This window comes from Streptomyces sp. AC550_RSS872 (assembly GCF_019049285.1).
Taxonomy (GTDB): Bacteria; Actinomycetota; Actinomycetes; order Streptomycetales; family Streptomycetaceae; genus Streptomyces.
This window is the reverse complement of sequence record NZ_JAGMUL010000091.1, coordinates 1-20,287: the sequence shown is the minus strand read 5'-3', so window position 1 is coordinate 20,287 and position 20,287 is coordinate 1. Positions and strand designations below refer to the sequence as shown.

The 20,287-nt window shown below is 71.0% G+C and carries 24 protein-coding genes; 11 read left to right on the top strand and 13 right to left on the bottom strand.

What is annotated here, in order from left to right; translation table 11 throughout:
* The first annotated feature begins 8 nt into the window (after positions 1–8).
* Genes KUM44_RS28760 through KUM44_RS28735 form a run of 6 tightly spaced genes read left to right on the top strand, consistent with a single transcriptional unit; the run spans position 9 to position 3,279 of the window.
* Positions 9–587 (top strand): DNA primase, encoded by a 579-nt coding sequence (locus KUM44_RS28760; RefSeq protein WP_217212515.1) that lies wholly within the window; start codon positions 9–11, stop codon positions 585–587.
* Positions 584–1,651, top strand: coding sequence for an SRPBCC family protein (locus KUM44_RS28755; RefSeq protein ID WP_217212513.1), 1,068 nt, complete (start codon positions 584–586; stop codon positions 1,649–1,651). The genes KUM44_RS28760 and KUM44_RS28755 overlap by 4 nt, the downstream gene beginning before the upstream one ends.
* Complete coding sequence (locus KUM44_RS28750; RefSeq protein ID WP_217212511.1) at positions 1,648–1,974, top strand: gas vesicle protein; 327 nt, start codon at positions 1,648–1,650, stop codon at positions 1,972–1,974. Before KUM44_RS28755 ends, KUM44_RS28750 begins: the two co-directional genes overlap by 4 nt.
* A complete protein-coding gene (locus KUM44_RS28745) occupies positions 1,971–2,810 on the top strand; it encodes a GvpL/GvpF family gas vesicle protein (RefSeq protein ID WP_217212509.1) in 840 nt (279 codons plus the stop codon). Before KUM44_RS28750 ends, KUM44_RS28745 begins: the two co-directional genes overlap by 4 nt.
* Entirely contained in the window at positions 2,807–2,995 is a 189-nt protein-coding gene (locus KUM44_RS28740; RefSeq protein WP_217212507.1) for a gas vesicle protein, read from the top strand. Before KUM44_RS28745 ends, KUM44_RS28740 begins: the two co-directional genes overlap by 4 nt.
* Entirely contained in the window at positions 2,992–3,279 is a 288-nt protein-coding gene (locus tag KUM44_RS28735) for a gas vesicle protein K (protein WP_217212505.1), read from the top strand. Before KUM44_RS28740 ends, KUM44_RS28735 begins: the two co-directional genes overlap by 4 nt.
* 82 nt (positions 3,280–3,361) lie before the next feature.
* Here the strand turns inward: KUM44_RS28735 and KUM44_RS28730 are convergent, their stop codons facing one another.
* The 3 genes from KUM44_RS28730 to KUM44_RS28720 all read right to left on the bottom strand — a co-directional run bounded on the left by KUM44_RS28730 (position 3,362) and on the right by KUM44_RS28720 (position 6,028).
* Positions 3,362–3,532 (bottom strand): hydrophobic protein, encoded by a 171-nt coding sequence (locus KUM44_RS28730; protein WP_217212503.1) that lies wholly within the window; start codon positions 3,530–3,532, stop codon positions 3,362–3,364.
* A gap of 43 nt (positions 3,533–3,575) precedes the next feature.
* Entirely contained in the window at positions 3,576–4,433 is an 858-nt protein-coding gene (locus KUM44_RS28725; RefSeq protein ID WP_217212501.1) for a methyltransferase domain-containing protein, read from the bottom strand.
* Between the two features lie 101 nt (positions 4,434–4,534).
* Positions 4,535–6,028 carry a bifunctional phosphatase PAP2/diacylglycerol kinase family protein gene (locus tag KUM44_RS28720; protein WP_217212499.1) on the bottom strand — a complete coding sequence of 498 codons (1,494 nt, stop codon included), beginning with the start codon at positions 6,026–6,028 and terminating at the stop codon, positions 4,535–4,537.
* A 72-nt stretch (positions 6,029–6,100) separates the two neighbouring features.
* Between KUM44_RS28720 and KUM44_RS28715 the strand changes: the two genes are divergently transcribed.
* Together KUM44_RS28715 and KUM44_RS28710 are read left to right on the top strand one after the other, a co-directional pair.
* Complete coding sequence (locus KUM44_RS28715; RefSeq protein WP_217212498.1) at positions 6,101–6,754, top strand: histidine phosphatase family protein; 654 nt, start codon at positions 6,101–6,103, stop codon at positions 6,752–6,754.
* Between the two features lie 183 nt (positions 6,755–6,937).
* Positions 6,938–8,557, top strand: a complete 1,620-nt coding sequence (locus KUM44_RS28710) for an ABC-F family ATP-binding cassette domain-containing protein (protein ID WP_217212496.1) — start codon at positions 6,938–6,940, stop codon at positions 8,555–8,557.
* A 305-nt stretch (positions 8,558–8,862) separates the two neighbouring features.
* Here the strand turns inward: KUM44_RS28710 and KUM44_RS28705 are convergent, their stop codons facing one another.
* A complete protein-coding gene (locus tag KUM44_RS28705) occupies positions 8,863–9,969 on the bottom strand; it encodes a Vms1/Ankzf1 family peptidyl-tRNA hydrolase (RefSeq protein WP_217212494.1) in 1,107 nt (368 codons plus the stop codon).
* A gap of 62 nt (positions 9,970–10,031) precedes the next feature.
* Here KUM44_RS28705 and KUM44_RS28700 point away from each other — a divergent pair, with 62 nt between their 5' ends.
* Complete coding sequence (locus KUM44_RS28700) at positions 10,032–10,286, top strand: DUF6158 family protein (RefSeq protein ID WP_217212492.1); 255 nt, start codon at positions 10,032–10,034, stop codon at positions 10,284–10,286.
* A gap of 54 nt (positions 10,287–10,340) precedes the next feature.
* Here KUM44_RS28700 and KUM44_RS28695 read toward each other — a convergent pair whose 3' ends face one another.
* The 5 genes from KUM44_RS28695 to KUM44_RS28675 are packed head-to-tail and all read right to left on the bottom strand — an operon-like array spanning position 10,341 to position 14,484.
* The gene (locus KUM44_RS28695; protein ID WP_217212490.1) at positions 10,341–12,434 is read right to left on the bottom strand and encodes a catalase; all 2,094 of its coding nucleotides are present in this window, start codon (positions 12,432–12,434) and stop codon (positions 10,341–10,343) included.
* On the bottom strand, positions 12,434–12,988 hold the full coding sequence (locus tag KUM44_RS28690) for a type 1 glutamine amidotransferase domain-containing protein (RefSeq protein WP_217212488.1): 555 nt from the start codon (positions 12,986–12,988) through the stop codon (positions 12,434–12,436). Before KUM44_RS28690 ends, KUM44_RS28695 begins: the two co-directional genes overlap by 1 nt.
* A 6-nt stretch (positions 12,989–12,994) precedes the next feature.
* Positions 12,995–13,651 (bottom strand): diguanylate cyclase, encoded by a 657-nt coding sequence (locus tag KUM44_RS28685; RefSeq protein ID WP_217212486.1) that lies wholly within the window; start codon positions 13,649–13,651, stop codon positions 12,995–12,997.
* 16 nt (positions 13,652–13,667) lie between these two features.
* The gene (locus tag KUM44_RS28680) at positions 13,668–14,087 is read right to left on the bottom strand and encodes a CBS domain-containing protein (protein ID WP_217212484.1); all 420 of its coding nucleotides are present in this window, start codon (positions 14,085–14,087) and stop codon (positions 13,668–13,670) included.
* Positions 14,080–14,484 carry a DUF2795 domain-containing protein gene (locus KUM44_RS28675; RefSeq protein ID WP_217212482.1) on the bottom strand — a complete coding sequence of 135 codons (405 nt, stop codon included), beginning with the start codon at positions 14,482–14,484 and terminating at the stop codon, positions 14,080–14,082. Before KUM44_RS28675 ends, KUM44_RS28680 begins: the two co-directional genes overlap by 8 nt.
* A gap of 134 nt (positions 14,485–14,618) precedes the next feature.
* On the opposite strand from KUM44_RS28675, the gene KUM44_RS46920 reads away from it, so the two are divergent.
* Positions 14,619–14,753, top strand: coding sequence for a hypothetical protein (locus KUM44_RS46920; protein ID WP_302186065.1), 135 nt, complete (start codon positions 14,619–14,621; stop codon positions 14,751–14,753).
* 192 nt (positions 14,754–14,945) lie between these two features.
* Here KUM44_RS46920 and KUM44_RS28670 read toward each other — a convergent pair whose 3' ends face one another.
* Both KUM44_RS28670 and KUM44_RS28665 read right to left on the bottom strand, forming a co-directional pair.
* Positions 14,946–16,688: a CocE/NonD family hydrolase gene (locus KUM44_RS28670; RefSeq protein WP_217212480.1), complete on the bottom strand. Its 1,743-nt coding sequence runs from the start codon at positions 16,686–16,688 to the stop codon at positions 14,946–14,948.
* A gap of 84 nt (positions 16,689–16,772) precedes the next feature.
* Complete coding sequence (locus KUM44_RS28665) at positions 16,773–18,131, bottom strand: MFS transporter (RefSeq protein WP_217212479.1); 1,359 nt, start codon at positions 18,129–18,131, stop codon at positions 16,773–16,775.
* Positions 18,132–18,298: 167 nt separating this feature from the next.
* On the opposite strand from KUM44_RS28665, the gene KUM44_RS28660 reads away from it, so the two are divergent.
* A complete protein-coding gene (locus KUM44_RS28660) occupies positions 18,299–19,276 on the top strand; it encodes a PaaX family transcriptional regulator C-terminal domain-containing protein (protein WP_217212477.1) in 978 nt (325 codons plus the stop codon).
* Between the two features lie 178 nt (positions 19,277–19,454).
* Here the strand turns inward: KUM44_RS28660 and KUM44_RS28655 are convergent, their stop codons facing one another.
* Positions 19,455–19,724 (bottom strand): twin-arginine translocation signal domain-containing protein, encoded by a 270-nt coding sequence (locus KUM44_RS28655; protein ID WP_217212826.1) that lies wholly within the window; start codon positions 19,722–19,724, stop codon positions 19,455–19,457.
* A 248-nt stretch (positions 19,725–19,972) separates the two neighbouring features.
* The coding region (locus KUM44_RS28650; protein ID WP_217212475.1) for an aldo/keto reductase at positions 19,973–20,287 on the bottom strand (315 nt) is incomplete at its 5' end.

The following is a 20,287-nucleotide window of genomic DNA, read 5'->3' as shown; positions in this document are numbered from 1 at the left end:
ACGGCACGATGAACCGAGTGGGACTCGGCCTCGCGGTAGGGGCCGGATACGTCCTCGGACGTACGAAGAAGTTGAAACTGGCGTTCGCCGTCGGCACGTTGGTGGCCGGCAAGCGCATGCAGCTGAGCCCGCGGGCCCTCGCGGACCTGGTGTCCCAGCAGCTCCAGAACAACCCGCAGTTCAAGGAGCTCGGAGACCAGCTGCGCGAGGACCTGCGCGGTGTGGGCAAGGCGGCGTCCGGCGCCATGGTCGAGCGACAGCTCGACGCCTTCGCGGACCGGCTGCACGGGCGTACCGCACAGGTGCGTGACCAACTGGCGGGCGGCGTGCCCGAGGCGGAGTCGAAGGACGAGTCCAAGGAGGAGCCGCAGGAGGAGCCGCGCCGGAAGGCGGCGAAGAAGGATCCGGCCAAGAAGGCGTCCGAGCCCGCCAGGAAGACCGCGGCGAAGAAGACGGCGGCCAAGAAGACAGCAGCGGCGAAGAGGGCGGCGGACAGGAAGCCCGCCGCCAAGAAGACGGCTGCCGCGACGCGCGGAGCCGCTCGTGGCGCCCGCTCCCGGCTGCCGAAGGGCGGTGACGAGCGATGACCGAGACCCTCAGCGGCGTGGCCCGCAGCGAGGCCGCCGACCGGCTCAAGGCCGAACTGCGCGAATACCTGGCCGCCCAGGCCACCCGGCTGCTGACCGGCGCCGGCCACAAACTCGGCGAGGCGACCGTCAAGCTGACCGACATCGCCGAGGGCCGCAGCCCCGGCTTCGCCCAGCTCGCCCTGGACGGCGGCCGCAAGCTCGCCGAGGGCAAGGGGCCCCTGCGCAGCGCACTGGAGCTCGGCGCCTCCCGCGTCAAGGACAACGTGACCGAAGCACTGAAGAACCTCGGCGGCGGCAAGGGCAGGCGCAAGGGCGGGGCGGGCAGGAAGCCGACCGTCATCATCGAGTACGTCGATGTCGGCGTCCCGCTGCGCACGGCGTACGACCAGTGGACCCAGTACCAGGACTTCAGCACCTTCGCGAAGGGCGTGAAGAGCGCGGACCGCGCCGACGACACGACCTCCGACTGGCAGCTGAAGGTGTTCTGGTCCAACCGCAGCTGGAAGGCGCACACCACCGAGCAGGCACCGGACGACCGCATCGCCTGGACCTCCGAGGGCGCCAAGGGCACCACGAAGGGCGTCGTCTCCTTCCACCGGCTCGCCGACAACCTCACCCGCGTCCTGCTCGTCGTCGAGTACTACCCCAAGGGCCTCTTCGAGAAGACCGGCAACCTCTGGCACGCCCAGGGCCGCCGCGCCCGGCTCGACCTCAAGAACTACGTCCGTCACATCACCCTCAAGGGAGAGGCCGAGGACGGCTGGCGCGGTGAGATCCGTGACGGCGAGGTCGTCCGCAGCCACGAGGACGCGGTCGCGGAGGAGGACGAGGAGGCGTACGAAGGAGGGGAGGAGGAAGAAGGAGAAGCCGCGTACGCGGACGACGAGAACGGGGAGTACCCGGACGATGACGGGGAGTACGCGGACGAGGAGGGTGAGGAACCGGAGGGCGAGTACGACACCGAGGAGGAGTACGCGGACGACGAGCCCGAGCCCGAGCCCGAGCCCGAGCCCGAGGCCGAGGCCGAGGCCGAGTACGCCGGTGGTGGGAGTCGCCGATGACGACGCCAGGGCGGCTGCCCCAGCCCTACGGCCACGACAGCGGCGCCAACCTCGCCGACATCCTGGAGCGGGTGCTCGACAAGGGCGTCGTCATCGCCGGCGACATCCGGATCAACCTGCTCGACATCGAACTCCTCACGATCAAGCTGCGGCTCATCGTCGCCTCCGTCGACAAGGCGAAGGAGATGGGCATCGACTGGTGGGAGGACGACCCGGCGCTCTCGACGCGCGCCCGCCGTGACGAACTGGCCCGGGAGAACGCCGAGTTGCGTGAGCGTCTGGCTCAGCTGAAGCCCGCTCGGGGACAGGAGGAGGCCTCATGACCGGACTGCGCTACGTCTACGCCATCTGCCGTCCCTTTCGCTCCGCTCTCCAGCGGCAGCTGACAGGGGTGGCGGGGTCGCCGCCGAAGCAGCTGACGCACCACGGCCTGATCGCCGTCGTCAGCACGGTGCCCGAGGCGGACTTCGCCGAGGAGCCGCTGCGCGCCCACCTGGAGGACATGGAGTGGCTCACCACCACGGCCCGCGCCCACCAGCAGGTCATCGACGCACTCACGGTCGTCACCACCCCGCTGCCGCTGCGGCTCGCCACCGTCTTCCGGGACGACAGCGGCGTACGGACCATGATCGAGGCCCGCGAGGACGACTTCCGGCGCATCCTGGACCGGCTGGAGGGGCGCGTCGAGTGGGGCGTGAAGGTGTATGCCGAGCCTGAGCCCACGGAGGCCGCCCAGCACGGCGAGCCCGCGCGGCCGGAGGAGGGCGCGGAGGGCGCGGAGGGCCCGGAAGGTGGCCGGACCGGGCGTGGGGCCGTGTCCGGTCGCGACTATCTGCGTCAGCGTCGCATGCAGACGCGGGCCCGCGAGGACGTATGGCAGAAGGCTTCCGCATTCTCCGGCAGGCTGCACGAAACGCTCTCCGCTTTCGCCGAGGACTCCCGGCTGCATGCCCCGCAGAGCGCCGCGCTTTCCGGTGCGTCCGGGCAGAACATGCTGAACGCCGCTTATCTCGTGCCGCGTGCGGAATCCGAGGAATTCGTGGAACTGGTGGACCGGGAGAAGGACGACGCCCCCGGAATCCGGGTCGAACTCACCGGACCCTGGGCGGCCTATTCCTTCACCGGGGAGTTCGCGGAGGAACCGGAGGTGGAGCCGTGACCGCCGTCGAACGCCGCGAGATCGCCCTCGTGGACCTGCTCGACCGGCTGCTCGCCGGGGGCGTCGTCGTCACCGGGGACATCACCCTGCGGATCGCGGACGTCGACCTCGTCCGCATCGACCTGAACGCACTGATCAGCTCGGTCAACGAGCAGGTCCCCTCGCCCTGGGGGGAGCCGGCGTGACACCAGCGGACCGCAACCGGCTCGACCTCGACCCCGACACCGTCGAACGCGACCTCGTGAAACTCGTCCTGACCGTCGTCGAGCTGCTGCGCCAGCTCATGGAGCGCCAGGCGTTGCGCCGCTTCGACACGGGCGACCTGAGCGAGGAGCAGGAGGAACGGATCGGCCTCACGCTGATGCTGCTGGACGACCGGATGACCGAGCTGCGCGAGCGCTACGGACTGCGGCCCGAGGACCTGAACCTGGACCTCGGGCCGCTCGGCCCGTTGCTTCCCCGGGAATGAGAACCAACGCTCTCCCGGGAGAATGAGAACCAACGCTCTCCCGGGAGTGAGAAACAAACTCCGATTTACCAGCGATACCGATTTACCATCGATACCAGCGACCCCGGCCTCCCGCCGCGGTGGTGCCGCGCATCACGAAACCCAGGAGCCACAGCGCCAGAACCACGATCGCGATCCACCACAGTGCCTCCAGCGCGAATCCGGCGCCGAAGAGAATCAGGGCCAGCAGCAGCACGAGCAGAATAGGAACCATAGTTTTTGACCTCCTGCTCACCGGGTTTCCAGAAAAACGCGGTTCAGGCGCTTTTACGGCACAGAATCTCCCCGTGCAGAACACTGAACCAGCCGTCTTCCTGCCGGCCCCACTCCCGCCACGCCTGCGAGACGGCCCTCAGCTCCTCCGCGCTCGCGTGCCCGCCCTCCGTGGCCCGCCCGGCATACGCCGAGGCCAGTGTGCGGTCCGCCCACAGCCCGCTCCACCATTCCCGCTCGTCCGGCGTCGAGTAGGTCCAGGTGCTCGACGTGGCCACGATGTCCGTGAGCCCCGCCCGCAGCGCCCACGACTTCAGCCGTCGCCCGGCGTCCGGCTCACCCCCGTTGGCGCGGGCGACCCGGCGGTACAGGTCCAGCCACGCGTCCATCCCCCGGGACGCCGGATACCAGGTCATGGCCGCGTAGTCCGAGTCGCGGACGGCGACGAGCCCGCCCGGCTTCGTCACCCGCCGCATCTCGCGCAGTGCGCTCACCGGGTCACCGACGTGCTGGAGCACCTGGTGGGCGTGGACGACGCAGAAGGTGTCGTCCGGGAAGTCCAGGGCGTGCACGTCGGCGACCGCGAAGTCGACGTTCGTCAGACCGCGTCCGGCCGTCGTGGCGCGGGCCTGCTCCAGGATCTCCGGCGCCCGGTCGACACCGGTCACCCGCCCGTCCGGGACCAGGGCCGCCAGGTCGGCGGTGATCGTGCCCGGACCGCAGCCGACGTCCAGGATCCGCATGTGCGGCTTCAGGGAGCCGAGCAGGTAGGCCGCCGAGTTGGCGGCCGTACGCCAGGTGTGCGAGCGCAGCACGGACTCGTGGTGCCCGTGGGTGTAGACGGCGGTCTCCCGCGCACGTTCCCGTGAACTCTCCGGTGCGGTCTCGTCGGCTTTCGACATGGCTGTGTCCCCTCGTCTCGTCCTGTCGGGCGGTACGCGACACGGTACGCCCGCATGTCGAATGGTGAGACTGCCGTTTTGCCATGTGGACTGACGGTATGTCAGGGGCCGGGCAGTGGGCGGTACACGGTCAGCGCCTCCGGCAGCTTCTCCAGCGTCACATCGCCGCCCACCTCGGTGACTTCGCCGTCGTAGGCGAGGAGCGCGCCCGGGGTGACGCCGGACAGGTGCAGTCGGCCGACCTGGACCGCCGCGTGCGCCGGGGATCGGGTCAGCGGGCCCGCCACGGCGGCCGCGAGCAGGCGCAGCGCGGGTCGGCGTCCGCCGTGCACGACCCGTACGTCGAGCACACCGTCCGCGAGGTTCAGGCGCCGGGCGGGGGCGAGGCCCATCCGGTGGTAGGTGCCGTTCCCGGCGAACAGCATCCACAACGGGTGTGCGCGGCCCGCGACTTCGGCGTGCAGCGGATGACGGTCGCGGCGCAGGACACGCAGCGCCGCCAGCACCCCGCCCGGCCAGGCGCCGACGCGGGACGAGAAGCGGTCCCGCTCCCGCACCAGTTCCGGATACACGCCGAGACTGCACGTGTTGAGGAACACCCCCCGCTGTCCGTCGCAGGTGAACCGGCCCACGTCCACCCGCACGGCCTCACCCCGCCGGACGGCCCGGCTCAGATCGCGCTCGTCCTCCACGCCCAGGTCGTACGCGAAGTGGTTCAGCGTGCCGCCGGGCAGCACCGCGAGGGGCAGGTCGTGCTCCAGGGCCACCTCGGCGGCCGCGTTGACCGTTCCGTCGCCGCCGCACACGCCGAGCACCCGGGCCCGGGCCGCCGCCTTGCGCAACTCCGCCCGGGTGTCGGCCGGTTCGCACTCGACGAGCTCGGCGCGCGGCAGCAGGTCCAGCAGGGCGTGCACCCGGTCGGAGCTGCCCGATCCCTTGTTGGCCACCACGACCAGGCCGTCGCCGTCCGGCAATGCCGGAACGTCCGTACGGGGCCGGGCCGGCGGAACCAGCCGGTCTCGCGTCGGCACCATGCCGCGTACGGCGAACGCGGCACCCGCGCCCAGGACCGCGCCCGCCACCACGTCGCTCGGGAAGTGGACGCCGGTGTACACCCGCGACAGCGCGACCGACCAGGCGATCGGAGCCACCGCCAGGCCCCAGGCGGGCGACTCCAGCGCGACACCCGTCGCGAACGCGGCCGCCGACGCCGCGTGCCCGGACGGGAACGACGTGGTGATCGGCTGTCGCTTCAGCTGCCGGCCCAGCGGTACGGGGTCCAGGACGGGACGGGGACGGCGTACCGACCGCTTGCCCACGGTGTTGATCGTCAGCGAGGCCAGGCTCAGCGAGGCGAGGCCCCGGGCCGCTGCCCTGCGGCCCCGGGGGGTCCGGCCGGCGGCGATCACGGCAGCCGTCGCGAACCACAGGACACCGTGGTTCGCACTCCGGCTCAGCCGCGGCAGGACCGGCTCGGCATACGGCCAGTTCTGCTCGGCGGCGAACTCGAACAGCCGGGAGTCGAGGGTGAGGAGCCGGGTGCGCAGGGCGTGCCGGCCGGGCTTCGGGACGGTGAGGTCGACGTCTGGGCTCATACAGGGCTGGGTACCCTGAAGTGGCCGATTGCTGTGCCGCCGGCGGTGACTGACACACGGAGGAACCCGTAGATGCGCCTGCTCCTCGTCCGCCACGGCCAGACGCCCTCCAACGTGGACTTCCTGCTGGACACGGCGGTTCCGGGCGCCGGCCTGACCGCGCTCGGCGAGCAGCAGGCCGCGGCGCTCTCCGCGGCGCTGGCCGACGAGGACATCGAGGCCGTCTACGCCTCCACCCTGATCCGCACCCAGCTCACCGCCGCCCCCTTGGCCGCCGCACGGGGCCTGGAGGTGCTCGTGCGGGACGGGATCCGTGAGGTCGCGGCGGGGGACCTGGAGATGCTGCGCGGGGACACCGAGCACGGTGAGCTCTACATGAAGACCGTGTTCGCCTGGGCGGGCGGGGATGTGGGGCTGCGGATCCCGGGGGGTGAGAGTGGCGCGGAGGTGCTTTCGCGGTACGACGGTGTGGTGGCGGAGGCCGCGGGCAGTGGGGCCGCTGTGGTCGCCATGGTCAGTCATGGTGCGGTGATACGGCTGTGGACGGCTGCTCGGGCGGCCAACGTCGACGTTCCGTTCGCTGCCGCGCGGCCGCTCGAGAACACCGGGGTCGTGATCCTGGAGGGGACGCCGGAAGACGGTTGGAAGGTGTTGACCTGGGAGGGGGCCGTGGTGGCTCCGGTGGGTGAGGGTGGGCCGACGGGGCGGGCGGTGGACCCCGAGTAGGTTTCTCGCCCCCGCGGCCCCACCCGTCCCATCCCTTGAAGGGGCTCCGCCCCTTCGACCCCGCGTCGGCCCGGAGGGCCTCGTCCTCAAACGCCGGACGGGCTGCGGGTGCCTGGGTGGCGGCGAGAAGTGGGCCGATAAGGGTTTGCCCGGGGCCGTCCGGTGACCTCAGAATGCGGCCCTATGGGACATCTGGAAGCCGCGCATCTCGAGTACTACCTTCCCGACGGGAGGGCGTTGCTCGGCGATGTGTCGTTCCGGGTGGGGGAAGGGGCCGCCGTGGCGCTCGTCGGGCCCAACGGGGCCGGGAAGACGACCTTGCTGCGGCTGATCTCCGGAGAGCTGAAACCGCACGGGGGCTCCGTCACCGTCAGCGGGGGCCTCGGCGTGATGCGGCAGTTCGTGGGGTCCGTGCGGGACGAGACGACCGTGCGTGACCTGCTCGTGTCGGTCGCGCCGCCCCGTATCCGGCAGGCCGCGCAGGCCGTGGACGCCGCCGAGCACGGCATCATGACCGTGGACGACGAGGCCGCTCAGCTGAAGTACGCGCAGGCGCTCGCCGACTGGGCCGAGGCGCGGGGTTACGAGGCCGAGACGCTGTGGGACATGTGCACCACGGCGGCGCTCGGGGTGCCGTACGAGAAGGCGCAGTGGCGGCAGGTGCGGACGCTGTCGGGGGGTGAGCAGAAGCGGCTGGTGCTGGAGGCGTTGCTGCGGGGCACGGACGAGGTGCTGCTGCTCGACGAACCGGACAACTACCTCGACGTGCCCGGCAAGCGGTGGCTGGAGGAGCGGCTGAAGGAGACCCGTAAGACGGTCCTCTTCGTCTCCCACGACCGTGAACTCCTCGCCCGCGCCGCCGAGAAGATCGTCTCTGTCGAACCCTCGCCCGCCGGCGCGGACGCCTGGGTGCACGGCGGCGGCTTCGCGACCTACCACGACGCACGGCGTGAACGCTTCGCCCGGTTCGAGGAGCTGCGCAAGCGCTGGGACGAGAAGCACGCACAGCTGAAGAAGCTGGTGCTGACGCTCCGTCAAGCAGCCGAGAACAGCGCCGATCTGGCCTCCCGGTACCGGGCCGCCCAGACCCGGCTGCGCAAGTTCGAGGAGGCGGGGCCGCCGCCGGAGCCGCCGCGTGAGCAGGACATCAGGATGCGTTTGAAGGGCGGGCGTACCGGGGTGCGGGCCATCACCTGTGAAGGGCTTGAACTCACGGGCCTGATGAAGCCGTTCTCACTGGAGGTCTTCTACGGCGAACGAGTCGCCGTCCTCGGCTCCAACGGCTCCGGCAAGTCGCACTTCCTGCGGCTGCTGGCCGGCGAGGACGTGGCGCACACGGGGGAGTGGAAGCTGGGGGCGCGGGTTGTGCCCGGGCACTTCGCGCAGACGCATGCGCATCCTGAGCTGATCGGCCGTACGCTGCTCGACATCCTGTGGAAGGAGCATGCCCAGGATCGGGGCGCGGCGATGTCCCGGCTGCGGCGCTATGAGCTCACCCACCAGGCCGAGCAGACCTTCGACCGTCTCTCCGGCGGGCAGCAGGCCCGTTTCCAGATCCTCCTGCTGGAACTACAGGGCGTCACCGCGCTCCTCCTCGACGAGCCGACCGACAACCTCGACCTGGAGTCCGCGGAGGCCCTCCAGGAGGGGCTGGAGGCCTTCGAGGGGACGGTGCTGGCCGTCACGCACGACCGCTGGTTCGCGCGGTCCTTCGACCGGTATCTGGTCTTCGGGAGCGACGGGCGGGTGCGGGAGACGGGGGAGGCGGTGTGGGACGAACGGAGGGTGGAGCGAGCGCGATAGCTTCCTCGCCCCCGCTGCCCCTACCCGTCCCATCCCCCAGGGGCACCGCCCCTTCGACCCCGGGTCGTTCTTCGGGTGTGGGCGAGTGGGGGGTGGTCGCGCCCACGCGGCGGAGCCGCATATCGATACAGCCCCGCGCCCCTTCTGGGGCTCCGCCCCAGACCCCGCTCCTCAAACGCCGGAGGGGCTGAATTTCAGCCCGTCCGGCGTTTGAGGACGAGGCCCGAAGGGCCGACAGCGGGGGTCTGGGGGCGCAGCCCCCAGGGACGGGACGGGTAGGGGCGGCGGGGGCGAGCAGCCTTCGGTCACGGCCAGCGCAGGAGGGCGCCCAGGCCACCCGCCGGGGTCTCCCCCTCGGGGGCCGGTGTCACCGACAGCGCCCCCGCCCCCGTGGCGACCGCACAGCGGATCAGGGCGTCGTCGGCCCGGGCCGACCACGAGTGCTGCTCGCCGAGGATCTTGAGGTCAGTCCGTCGCACCGCCAGCTGGTCCGGCTCCTCGCCGATCCACACCTCGCGATGCGCGTCGGGGCCGTCAGGGCGGATCAGCAGTTCGTCGATACGGTGCTCACGGGCCGCCTCGACCAGCGCGGGCACGCCCTCCACCGCCACGGCACGTCCTTCCGCCCCCGTCTCACGGGCCGCAAGGAACCGCTCCAGCTCCCGCACCGCCCGCTGCCGCACATGCTCCTCGCGCGCCCGTTCGACGTCCTCGTCGATCAGTCGGCTTCCGGTGCCGTGCCGGGCCTCGACCACGAAGTCGTGCAGCCGCCGCGGCAGCCGTTCGTGCACCGACCGCCGCTCCCGGTCGTCACCCACGAGAATCAGCAGGTCGGCACGCGTCTCCTCCTGGCAGACGGTGAGCGCGTCGGCGATCTCCGCCGCGTTGTGCTCCCAGGTGTTCTCCACCTTGAGCTGGAAGTGCCGCTCGGACCAGTCGACCGTGCTCGTCCGGTGGATCGGATGCTGCCGGCCGGTGACGGAACCGACGTCCTGCCGGCCCAGCGCGGTACGCAGCTCGAACGCGGCGCCGCGGCGATCGACGTAGGCCACCACACAGACCGGGTCCTCGCCCGCCAGCTCCAGCAGCGGCGCGGTGTGCGGCAGCGGGGCCCAGTCGGCGCTGTCGCGCAGCGGGGCGCGGGCCAGTGGCGGATCCAGGACCACCTCACCCGCTCGGGCGAAGATCGCCCGGCCGTGCGGTTCGGACGAGTGCCGCAGTTCCTCCAGCGCGTCCCGCACGGCCCGGCAGGTCGCGTCGTCGGCGCCCTGCCCGGCCAGTTCCCGGGACAGGGCCCGGGCCGTCAGCTGCCGCTCGTGAGGGGTGTCCTCCGTGTGCCGGGAGGTGTCCACGTATACGGAGGCCCAAGGCCCGGGGTGTTCGTACAGTGGGTTCAGGAAGGCGAGATCCATGGTCTGTGTCTCCTGTACGCCGCTCGGGTGCTGTGTGCTCCCGGGGCGGGTACCCGGACCCCATGATTGAACACGACGAGCGGGGCACCACGATGACCGGAGTCGACCCCAGCCGGCTGGACGACCAGCAGCTCATGAAGGAGCTGGAGACCATCCACCGGACGCGTCACGACACGCTGCTGTACGGCTCGAACGGCGCGCTGCGGGCCCACAACGAACGCATGGCGCAGCTGGAGGGCGAGTACCTGCGCCGCAACCCGCGCCGCACGGTGGCCGCGGGCCGTACCCGCGAGGGCGCCCGCGACCGCGGCGCATGACGAGCGGGGCGTGCCCCGCACACCCCGCTCGCCACGGTCGGCAGGTCCGCGAGCTCAGCACCCCACCGGCGCACGCCCCCAGTGGCGGTGGGCCGACACGGCGGCCTTGAAGGCCTCCAGGAAGTCCGCGCTCGCCGGGCCCGGCGACGTGTCCGTCACCACGCCCTGGTCGGACACCGTGTGGTGGAACTCGGCGGACAGCCGTACGCCTTCCGGCTCCAGGGAGGCCAGGACGCCCACGCCCGAGCCGAGCGCGCCGACGGGCTTGCCGTGCCGGTAGGCGCCCCGCACGAACCGCATCGCGTCCTGGTCGGCGGCCGTGGGCGGGGTGCCGTGCGGGCCGCCGGGCAGCAGTACGGCGTCGTACAGCACGGAGGCGACCGTCGGCAGGGCGCGGTCGACCTCGCACCGGTCGCCGTGGGCACCGGCGACCGAGCCGTCCGTCGGCGCCAGCGCCTCGACGATCGCGCCCTCGGCCGTGAGCGCCTCCCGCACCGAGTCGACCTGCGCGGTGTCCACGCCGTCGGTGACGAGCACCGCGATCTGCCGGGTGCGGATCGAACCGTCGCCGCGCAGTGAGTCAAGGCTCAACGCGGGGGAGGAGAGCTTGTCCGCCGCCTCCGTCCCGGACGGCTCCGGAACTCCGATGCCGCGCGCCACCTGGGACGCCAGGTCGCCGTTCACCTTGGCGAGATGCTCGACCGTACGGGCCCGCACCTCCTTCGCGCCGACCTTGCCGAGCTCGAACCGGAACGCCGCGACGATGTGCTCCTTCTCCCAGTCCGCCATGCTGTTCCAGAACATCGCCGGCTGGCTGTAGTGGTCCTGGAAACTCGGGCTGCGGCGGCGGATCTTGGCGCCGTCGACGCGCTCGGCGTAGTGCGTGTACGCGTGCCCGTCGACACCGGCGTGCGCGGGGCAGCCGCCGCCGAGGGAGTTCGGGAAGTAGTTGGTGCCGCTGTGCAGCGCGCTCTGGTGGTAGCCGTCGCGCTGATTCGTGCGTACGGGCGCCACCGGGCGGTTCACCGGCAGCTGGGCGAAGTTGGGACCGCCCAGCCGGATCAACTGCGTGTCCAGGTAGGAGAAGTTGCGGGCCTGGAGCAGCGGGTCGTTGGTGAAGTCGATACCGGGGACGACGTTCGCCGTGTGGAACGCGACCTGCTCGGTCTCCGCGAAGAAGTTCTCCGGGTTGCGGTTCAGCACCATCCGGCCGATCGGCCGCACCGGCACCTGCTCCTCCGGGATGATCTTCGTGGCGTCGAGGAGGTCGAAGTCGAAGGCGAACTCGTCCTCCTCCGCGACGAGTTGGACACCCAGCTCCCACTCCGGATACTCGCCCGCCTCGATCGCGTCCCACAGGTCACGCCGGTTGAAGTCCGGGTCGCGGCCCTGGCACTCCTGCGCCTCGTCCCACACCAGCGACCGCACGCCCAGCCGCGGCTTCCAGTGGAACTTCACGAACGTGCCCTTCCCGTCCGCGTTCACGAACCGGAACGTGTGCACGCCGAAGCCCTGCATCATGCGGTAGCTGCGCGGGATCGCCCGGTCCGACATCAGCCACATGATCGCGTGCAGCGTCTCCGGCTGAAGCGACACGAAGTCCCACAGGGTGTCGTGCGCGGAGGCGCCGGTGGGGATGTCGTTGTGCGGTTCCGGCTTCACCGCGTGCACGAAGTCGGGGAACTTGATGCCGTCCTGGATGAAGAAGACCGGGAAGTTGTTCCCGACCAGGTCGTAGTTCCCCTCCGAGGTGTAGAACTTGGTCGCGAAGCCGCGCACGTCCCGCACGGTGTCCGCCGAGCCCTTCGGGCCCTGCACGGTCGAGAACCGCACGAACACCGGGGTCTGCACGGCCGGGTCCTGGAGGAACGCCGCGCGGGTGAACTCCGCGCAGGACTCGTACGGTTGGAAAGAGCCGTACGCGCCGGCGCCCCGCGCGTGCACCACCCGCTCCGGGATCCGCTCGTGGTCGAAGTGGGTGAGCTTCTCCCGGAAGTGGAAGTCCTCCATCAGCGTCGGGCCGCGTTCGCCGGCAGCCAGCGAGTCGTCGGTGTGGTCGACCTCCACGCCCTGGTCGGTGGTGAGCGGCCCGGCCGTCGGGTCGTCCGCCCGGAAGCTCTCCCGCTGCTCCTGCTTGCGGTCCCCCATCAGACGGCCTCCCTCCTGGACTCCCTGGCGAACACCTCGAGGAACGTCTCGCAGAACGCGTTCAGGTCGTCCGGCTTACGGCTGGTGACCAGCTTGTTGTTGCCGTGGTCGCAGATCCGCACCTGCTCGTCGACCCAGGTGCCGCCCGCGTTGCGGATGTCCGTCCGCAGGCTCGGCCAGGAGGTCAGCACCCGGCCGCGTACGACGTCCGCCTCCACCAGCGTCCATGCGGCATGGCAGATCGAGGCGACGGGCCGGCCCTGCTCGAAGAAGTCCCGCACGAACGCGACGGCCTTGCTGTTCATCCGCAGATAGTCCGGGTTGGCCACCCCGCCCGGCAGGACCAGCGCGTCGAAGGAGCCCGCGGACGTCTCACCCACGACCTCCTGCACGGGGAACTTGTCGGCCTTGTCGAGATGGTGGAACGCCTGGATCGTGCCCGGCTTCGTCGACACCAGCACCGGCTCATGACCCGCGTCCACCACCGCCTGCCATGGATCGGTGAGCTCGACCTGCTCGACGCCCTCGGGTGCGGTCAGAAATGCGATACGCATGATGTCTCAACGTCCTTCCGTGGCCCTGAAGTGGGCCTCGTCGCTCGTGGAGCGCTTCTTGTCCCGCCGGCGGGCCCGCACACAGCGCCACAGCTCCTCGCCGTACGGCAGCAGCACACAGGCCCCGATGGCGACGCCGATGCCCGCGAGATAGCCGCGCGACAGCGGCCGTCGGCGCGGCACGAGACGCCACGCGTCGGGATCGCCCCGGCCGCCACGCAGCAGGGACCTCACCTGGTCGGCGTGCAGACACATCAGCGCCGACAGCCCGCCGAACGGCAACGACTCCAGGAAGCTGTGGATGTGCTGCTCGACCGGCCTGACCTCGCGGTCGCTGGCGACGGCCGTCCGCACGTCCCACAGCGCGGTCGCCTCGTGCGCCGCCGTCGCGCCCAGCTGCACGCTGAGCAGCAGCGGGTTGACCTCGTAGCGCAGGGTCAGTGCGATGGGGATGCCGACCTCGGTCATCATCAGCGAGTGGATGAGGGACTCCCTGACGCCCGCCGTCTCCTCGATCCGGGTGCGGCGGTGCATCCACCAGTCGGCGACGCCCGGCACGAACCAGCTGGGCAGCAGCCCGTAGAGCAGATAGCGGACGGTGGCGTCGCCGACGTCGACGGTGACACCGGAGCGGGTGATCTCGGCGGCCTGGTCCCGGCTCATCCGATCACTCATCCGCTCACTCGTCCGGAGCCGCACGGCTGATCTCGGCCAGCGCGGAGTCGGGGTCCTGGGTCTCGGCGAGGTCCCCGAGGCTGACGACGCCGACCGGCAGCCCGTCCTCGACGACCGGCAGCCGCCGCACCGCGTGCTCGCGCATCAGGGCGACCGCGACGGACACCCGCTCGCCCGGGTCGATCAGCACCGGGTCCCGGGTACACACCGACCGGACGCTCACCGTCAGCGGGTCGGCGCCGTCCGCGACCGCACGCACCGTGATGTCACGGTCGGTGAGGACGCCCACGACGTCCTGTCCGTCGGCCACCACGACATCGCCTATGTCCTGCGCCCGCATCAGCTGCGCGGCCTCGACGAGCGAGGCGTCCGGGCGGACGGCGACCACACCCGGCGTCATGACATCCCTCACGAAATCAGCCATCCCCGGCCCTCCCGCGTTCCCCGGCCCCGGTCAGGGCCTCGGCCAGCTGCTGGACGTTGGCGTAGCGCGTCGAGCGCGGCAGGCGCTCCAACGACTCGATCAGGGCGTCGGGTGCGTACCCGCGGCGCAGGGCGGTGGTCAGTTCCCGAGGGCTCGCCGGGAAGGCGCTGCGGCCCAGGGTCCGCGCCAGCTCCATCCGGACGGTCTCCAGGGACGCCGCCGTGGGCCCCGGCCACCCCACGGGCCCGTGGGCAACCTGCGGATCGTCGTCGGCGGACGGCTCCGGGTCGTGCCACTCCTCCGTCCGGGTGGGGTGCCCGGACCGCAGCATCCCCTGGAGTTCGTGCTTCATCTCGTCGTCACGGTGAACGCTCAGCCGGTCACTGCCTCGCTGCATGACTCCCTCCAGATCTTCGGCGTGCGCACCGCGTACCCGCACATCCGGGGGCGACACAGGGTTTGCGCATCGGAAGGAGGGAGACCCGGCTCCTTACCCCCCACGCACGTTCTGCTCCGGGGAAGGACCAGGTCATGGCACTGCTCGCTGTGCTGCTCCCACTTCTCATGCTCGGCGTGGTGCTGGCACTGGGCCGTTACGAGGACGTACTGCTGCCGAAGGAACCGGACGAGGCGGACCGTCCGGACGGGACGGCGCCGGTCCACTAGGGGGTGTTCTGAAAGTCCCGCACAGCACCCACGGCGCCGCGGGCACCGCACGGGACTTTCAAAACACCCCCTAGGTCAAGACGCGAAAAATGGGATGCGAGGCGGCCTGCGGCCGGAGGCTGCTGATGAACAGCGCCTCTCGCCCCGGGGTGCTCGGACGAGTGCATGGCCGCGGAGACGCGATGGAAGAGATCAGAGCGTGCCGATCACGAGTCGGCTCGGATGCTCCTCGCCCATGTGGATCATCTGGTGGGCGACCACGGTCTCGGCCGAGTCGTAGGCCGACAGGCCCGTGTTGAGGTTGCGGTCCCAGCGGGGGTGGCAGCTGGACGTCACCTGGACACGCAGCCGCTCTCCCGGGGCGAGGGTGCAGGCGGTGCTCCACAGGCTGACGGTGAACTCGTACACGCGCCCCGGTTCGAGTGGTGTCGACCGGTGGCCGGGGCGGTGGGTGCCGGCGGCGTAACTGTCGCGCCAGGAGGCGCGCACGATGCCGTCGTTGAGCCCGATCGAGACACCGTCCGGCGAGACCTTGCACAACCTGATCACGAAGTCGGTGTCCGGGGCGCTGGAGGAGGCGTGGAAGGTGGCGCGTACCTCGCCGAAGAGGGTCAGCGGTGCGGTGAGCGGTTCCGAGGTGAAGGTGAGGACGTCGTCGCGGGCCTCGACGCGCCGCTGGTCGGCCGGGCCCGAGCGGACGCCGTGGATCATCGTGGCGCCGCCGACGGTCGGCACGGGGTCGAGGGGGTCGTAGTCGTAGGCGGCGCGGGAGTCGCCGCCGGGGTGGTCGAGGAGCCGGCCCCCGTCGGCCAGGTACCAGGTGCGGTGCGCGGTGGGAGCGGGCAGCTCTTCAAAGCCGCGCCAGCGATTCTCGCCGAGGAAATACAGGAGCACCGGCGGGATGCGGCGCAGCGCGGTGTCGTCGCCCTTGAGGACGGTGTCGAACCAGGCGACGTGCATGGCGGTCAGGTCGCCGTGGCCGCCCATGACACCCGACGAGGCGGCGATGCCGAGGCTGAGGTCGGGGAAGTCGCCGGAGAAGTCGCTGTGCGACCAGGGCCCGATGACCAGTCGCGGGGGCGGAAGGGAGCGGGTGCGGCTGTGTGCGAGTTGCATGCGGTACTGGGCGAGGGTGGCCGGCGCGAAGATGTCGAACCAGCCGCCGATGTGCAGGGTGGCCGCGTCGACGGGGTGGGCGGAGGCGCTGTTCCACAACTCGGACAGGGGGCTGCCGGGACCTTCCCCGGCCGAGCCGAGGATGTGGGTGTTCATGAAGGTGCCGAGGCGGGGGGCGAGCGCGCCGATCGGCAGGGTGTCGAAGACGTCTCCGGCGACCACCTCCTGGTCGAGTGCCTGCCAGTCGCGCAGGGCGGCGTGGCGCCGGTCGGGGGCGTCGGCGAACTCGCGGGCCAGGGCATGGGGGGTGATGGCGGTGTGTCCCCAGGTGAAGCGGGAGCCGAACTCGTGGGCCCCACCACGGTAGAGGCCGCCGTCGTCGGCGCTGCCTCCGGCCGACACACCGAGGGCGAGGGCCTTGAGCGGCGCGGGGGCACTGGCGGCGGCCCGCCACTGGGTCTCGGCGAAGTAGGAGCGGCCCCACATGCCGACGCGGCCGTCACTGCCCGGCAGCCCCGCTGCCCAGGCGACCGTGTCGGCACCGTCGGAGGCCTCGTGCACGGAGGGGTCGAAGACGCCGTCGGAGCCGAAGCGGCCGCGGCAGTCCTGCATCACCACGATGTAGCCGGCGGCGGCGACGGTCAGGGGGTTGAAGTAGGCGGAGTTGACGGCCAGGTCGCGACCGTAGGGGGTGCGCGTCAGCAGGACTGGGAAGACCTCGCCGTCCCGGGCGGGTCGGTAGACGGTGGCCCGCAGGACGGTGCCGTCGGTCATCTTGGCCTCGGCGTCGTGCTCGACGAGGACGGGGTGTTTGGGCACGGGAGGCCTTCTCTGTGAAGCAGGAGCGTGAAGGGGAGGGAGGAAGGGGCGTGGCGGCGACGCGGACACGTCGCCGCCACGGGGTCATGCGGTTTCCGGCTTGCGGCCCAGTTCCTCGGTGGGGGTCCGGTAGTTCTCCCGCACGCCGAACAGGACGACTGTGGCGGAGGCGAGGCAGCACACGGCGGTGAGGACGGCGACCGGGATCCAGCCCGTGGGGCCGGGGCGGATCAGGGCGGCGGCGATGGTGGGGGCGAACCCGGTGACGACGAGGCCGAGTTGGGAGGCCGCTGCGGCACCCGAGTAGCGGATACGGGTCGGGAAGAGCTCGGCGACCATGGGCGGGGCCAGGGGATTGACGAGGCCGTACCCGACCACCATGAAGAGGACCGAGCTCAGGAAGATCAGCGGGATGTCGCGTGCGCTGATCGCCGAGAAGACCGCGAACACCGCCCCGGCGCAGATCAGGTTGCCGGTGATGAACACAGGCTTGCGGCCGATACGGTCGGCCAGGATGCCGGCGCAGGGCTGGACGACCACGGCGAGGGCGGCGGTGAGGATCGTGGCTTCGAGCATGACCGTCCGGGGGAGCCCGAGGCCCGCGGCGTAGCCCAGTGCGAAGGCGGCGAAGATCGTCGAGACCACGCTGAACAGACCCAGCACGACGACCTTCAGGACCGTGGCCCAGTGGTCGCGGAGAACGGTCTTGATGGGCAGTTCCCGCTCGGGTTCGTCCCTGGCCGCTTCGAAGATCTCCGGCTCGGGCAGTCTCAGGCGGATCCACAGGCCGACGCCCACCACCAGGGCGCTGGCCAGGAACGGTATCCGCCAGCCCCACGCCAGTAGGTCCCGCTCCGGCAGGCTGGACACGGCCAGGAAGGCCAGGGAAGCGAGGAGGATACCGGCGACGGCGCCTGTGTTGACCCAACTGCCGTAGAAGGCACGCCGGTTGCTCGGGGCGTGTTCCATCGCCATGGTCACCGCGCCCACCGACTCGCCGGCCGCCGATATGCCCTGGACGACGCGGAGCAGGACGAGCAGGAGGGGGGCGGCCACGCCGATGGTGGCCGGCGTCGGCAGGCAGCCGATCAGGAAGGTGGCCACCCCCATCATCAGCAGCGTGAGCACGAGCATGCGGCTGCGGCCGACCCGGTCTCCGAAGTGCCCGATGACCACACCCGCCACGGGGCGCACGACATAGGCGATGCCGATCGTGGACATCGAGAGGATCATGCCCGCGGTGGGCGAGGCCTGGGGGAAGAAGACCTGGTTGAAGACCAGCGCGGAGGCCGAGCCGTAGATGAAGAGGTCGTAGAACTCGAGCGTGCTGCCGACGAAGCTCGCGACGGCAGCCCTGCGGGCGTGTGGCGAGCCGACGGGGATGTCGGCAGGGGGAACCGGGGACGTGGCGGCGGGTGCCGCCGAGGAGCGGGAAGTGACCATGTACGGCTCCGGACGGGTCGAGGGAGGGCACCGTGGACGGTGCCCGATCAAGGCCGTGGGCTCCGGGGGAATCCCGGCCTCGGCGCCAGAAGGTATGCAGTCTCCGCAGCGGCCGTCAATAACGGTGCAATGTTTATTTCGTGGCCTGGCTTCCCGATAATGGGACGATGCGCAGGGAACACGAGACGATGAGCGCCGCCGGGGCCACCGGCGGCGCGTTGGTGAACGCCGACTTCCCTCGTCCGCTCAAGGGATCGTCGACCCAGCACCTGCTGACCACGCTGCTCACCGACTTCTGGCTGGACTCCGCGGCGTGGATACCGTCCCGGCTGATCGTGGCCCTGGCCGCCGACCTGGAAGTGACCCCCTCCGCGGCGACCTCGGCGCTCAGCCGGCTCGCCTCGCGTGGTGTACTGGAGCAGTCCAGCGTCGGACGCAGCTCGCGCTACCGGTTGACCGACAACGCCCGCACACGGCTCGTCGCGGCGGTCGACCGTGTCTTCGCGTTCGGGGCCGGCACGGCGCACTGGGACGGCTGCTGGACGGTGATCGCCTTCACGATCCAGGAGACGTCGCGTGATGTGCGCGAGCTGTTCCGCAGATACCTGAAGTGGCGTGGTTTCGCTCCTGTCTACGGCGCTTTGTGGGTCTCGCCGAGGGAGGACCCGAGCGAACTGGAGCGTGCCTGCGCGGAATTCGGGGTCACTGACTACGTGGTCTTCCGGACGGCGGACACCGACCTCCACGGCAAGAAGCTGATCGAGGCCTGGCCGCTGGACGAACTCGCGCAGCTCTACCAGCCGTTCATCGACCGGTTCTCGCCCTGGGTGTCGCGGACGGCAGCCGGTGACCCCACCCCCAAGGAGGCGTTCCGCGTCCGCGTCCAGCTCATGGACACCTGGCGCACGTTCCCCTGGGACGACCCGGACCTGCCGCTCGAGCTGCTCCCCGAGCGCTGGCGACTGAGCGAGGCGCACGGCCTCTTCGCCGCCCTGTACACGGAGCTGACGGACCGCGCCCTGGAACACGTACGGGCCCAGGCGACCCGGTACTCCCCGGAACCGGTCCCGCCTGCCTGCCTTCGCCTGCCCGACGGGGGCCGGGTGGGGCAGGCGAACGGACAGACGGCCCACCGGCCCGTCTGACCTGTCCCGATCGGGCCATCGTCATCTGGGCACCGGACGGCTCCGTGGGCGGACGGCGGCCTGCCCGGCATGGAAACAGGCGGTCCGACCCGCACCCTCGGCCTGCCACACCACTGATCATTCGGTGGGCTCACGCGTCAGATGGACGAGAGTGGACGCGTAGTCAGCACGCGGTGACCTACTGGCGGTTGACCGTCCGGCTCACGCCGGCGACGACCGTCGTGGCCTGGATCCAGCCGGTGAGGACGAGGACGTACGTGTAGGTCGCGGCGGCGGCCGGGGACGCGGTGAGCAGGGGGGAGGTCAGGGCGGCGGCGGTCGCACCGGCCGTCGCCTTGAGAACATCGCGCCGACTGCGCTGGCGGGCGTTGCCTTCCTGCATGTCCAGCGTCCCCGCTCCATGATCGGCACCGACGCCCGAGTCCGCCAACTCAACCTCTGCCGCCACTGCTTCGACCTCGTCGCCGCCGGCGCCTGGACGATCGAGGCAGGCGAATGGCCGGCGCGTTCTCTCCGAGTTCCTTCGCGACGGTGGTACTCGCCGACAGGTCGATGTCGGCGAGTACCACTGCCGCGTCGAGCTCCCGCCTTGCAAAAGGCCTGAGCCCCCGCCCGGTACCCCCTGCTATCGGCACTGGCCCGCGTGCCGCCTTTGGCCGATGGGCCCGGCGTCGCATGCGCGTGTGCTTGGCGCGGTCAGTCTGTGGTGAAGCTGGACAGCATCGCGGCGGGGTAGCGGCTGCCTGCCGAGCCGTGGGGAAGGATCTCAGTGATGCGGGCCAGATCAGCGGCGGAGAGCTGGACGTCGGTGGCGCCGGCGTTCTCCTCGAGGCGCTTGGTGCTGCGGGTGCCGGGAATGGGCGCGATGTCCTCGCCCTGGGCGAGCAGCCAGGCCAGCGCGAGTTGGGCGGTGGTGATGCCCTTGGTGTCGGCCAGATTCTTGAGCTGTTCGATGGCGTGCACGTTGTACGTGTGGTTCTCGCCCTGCCAACGCTCGTCCCAGCTGCGCAT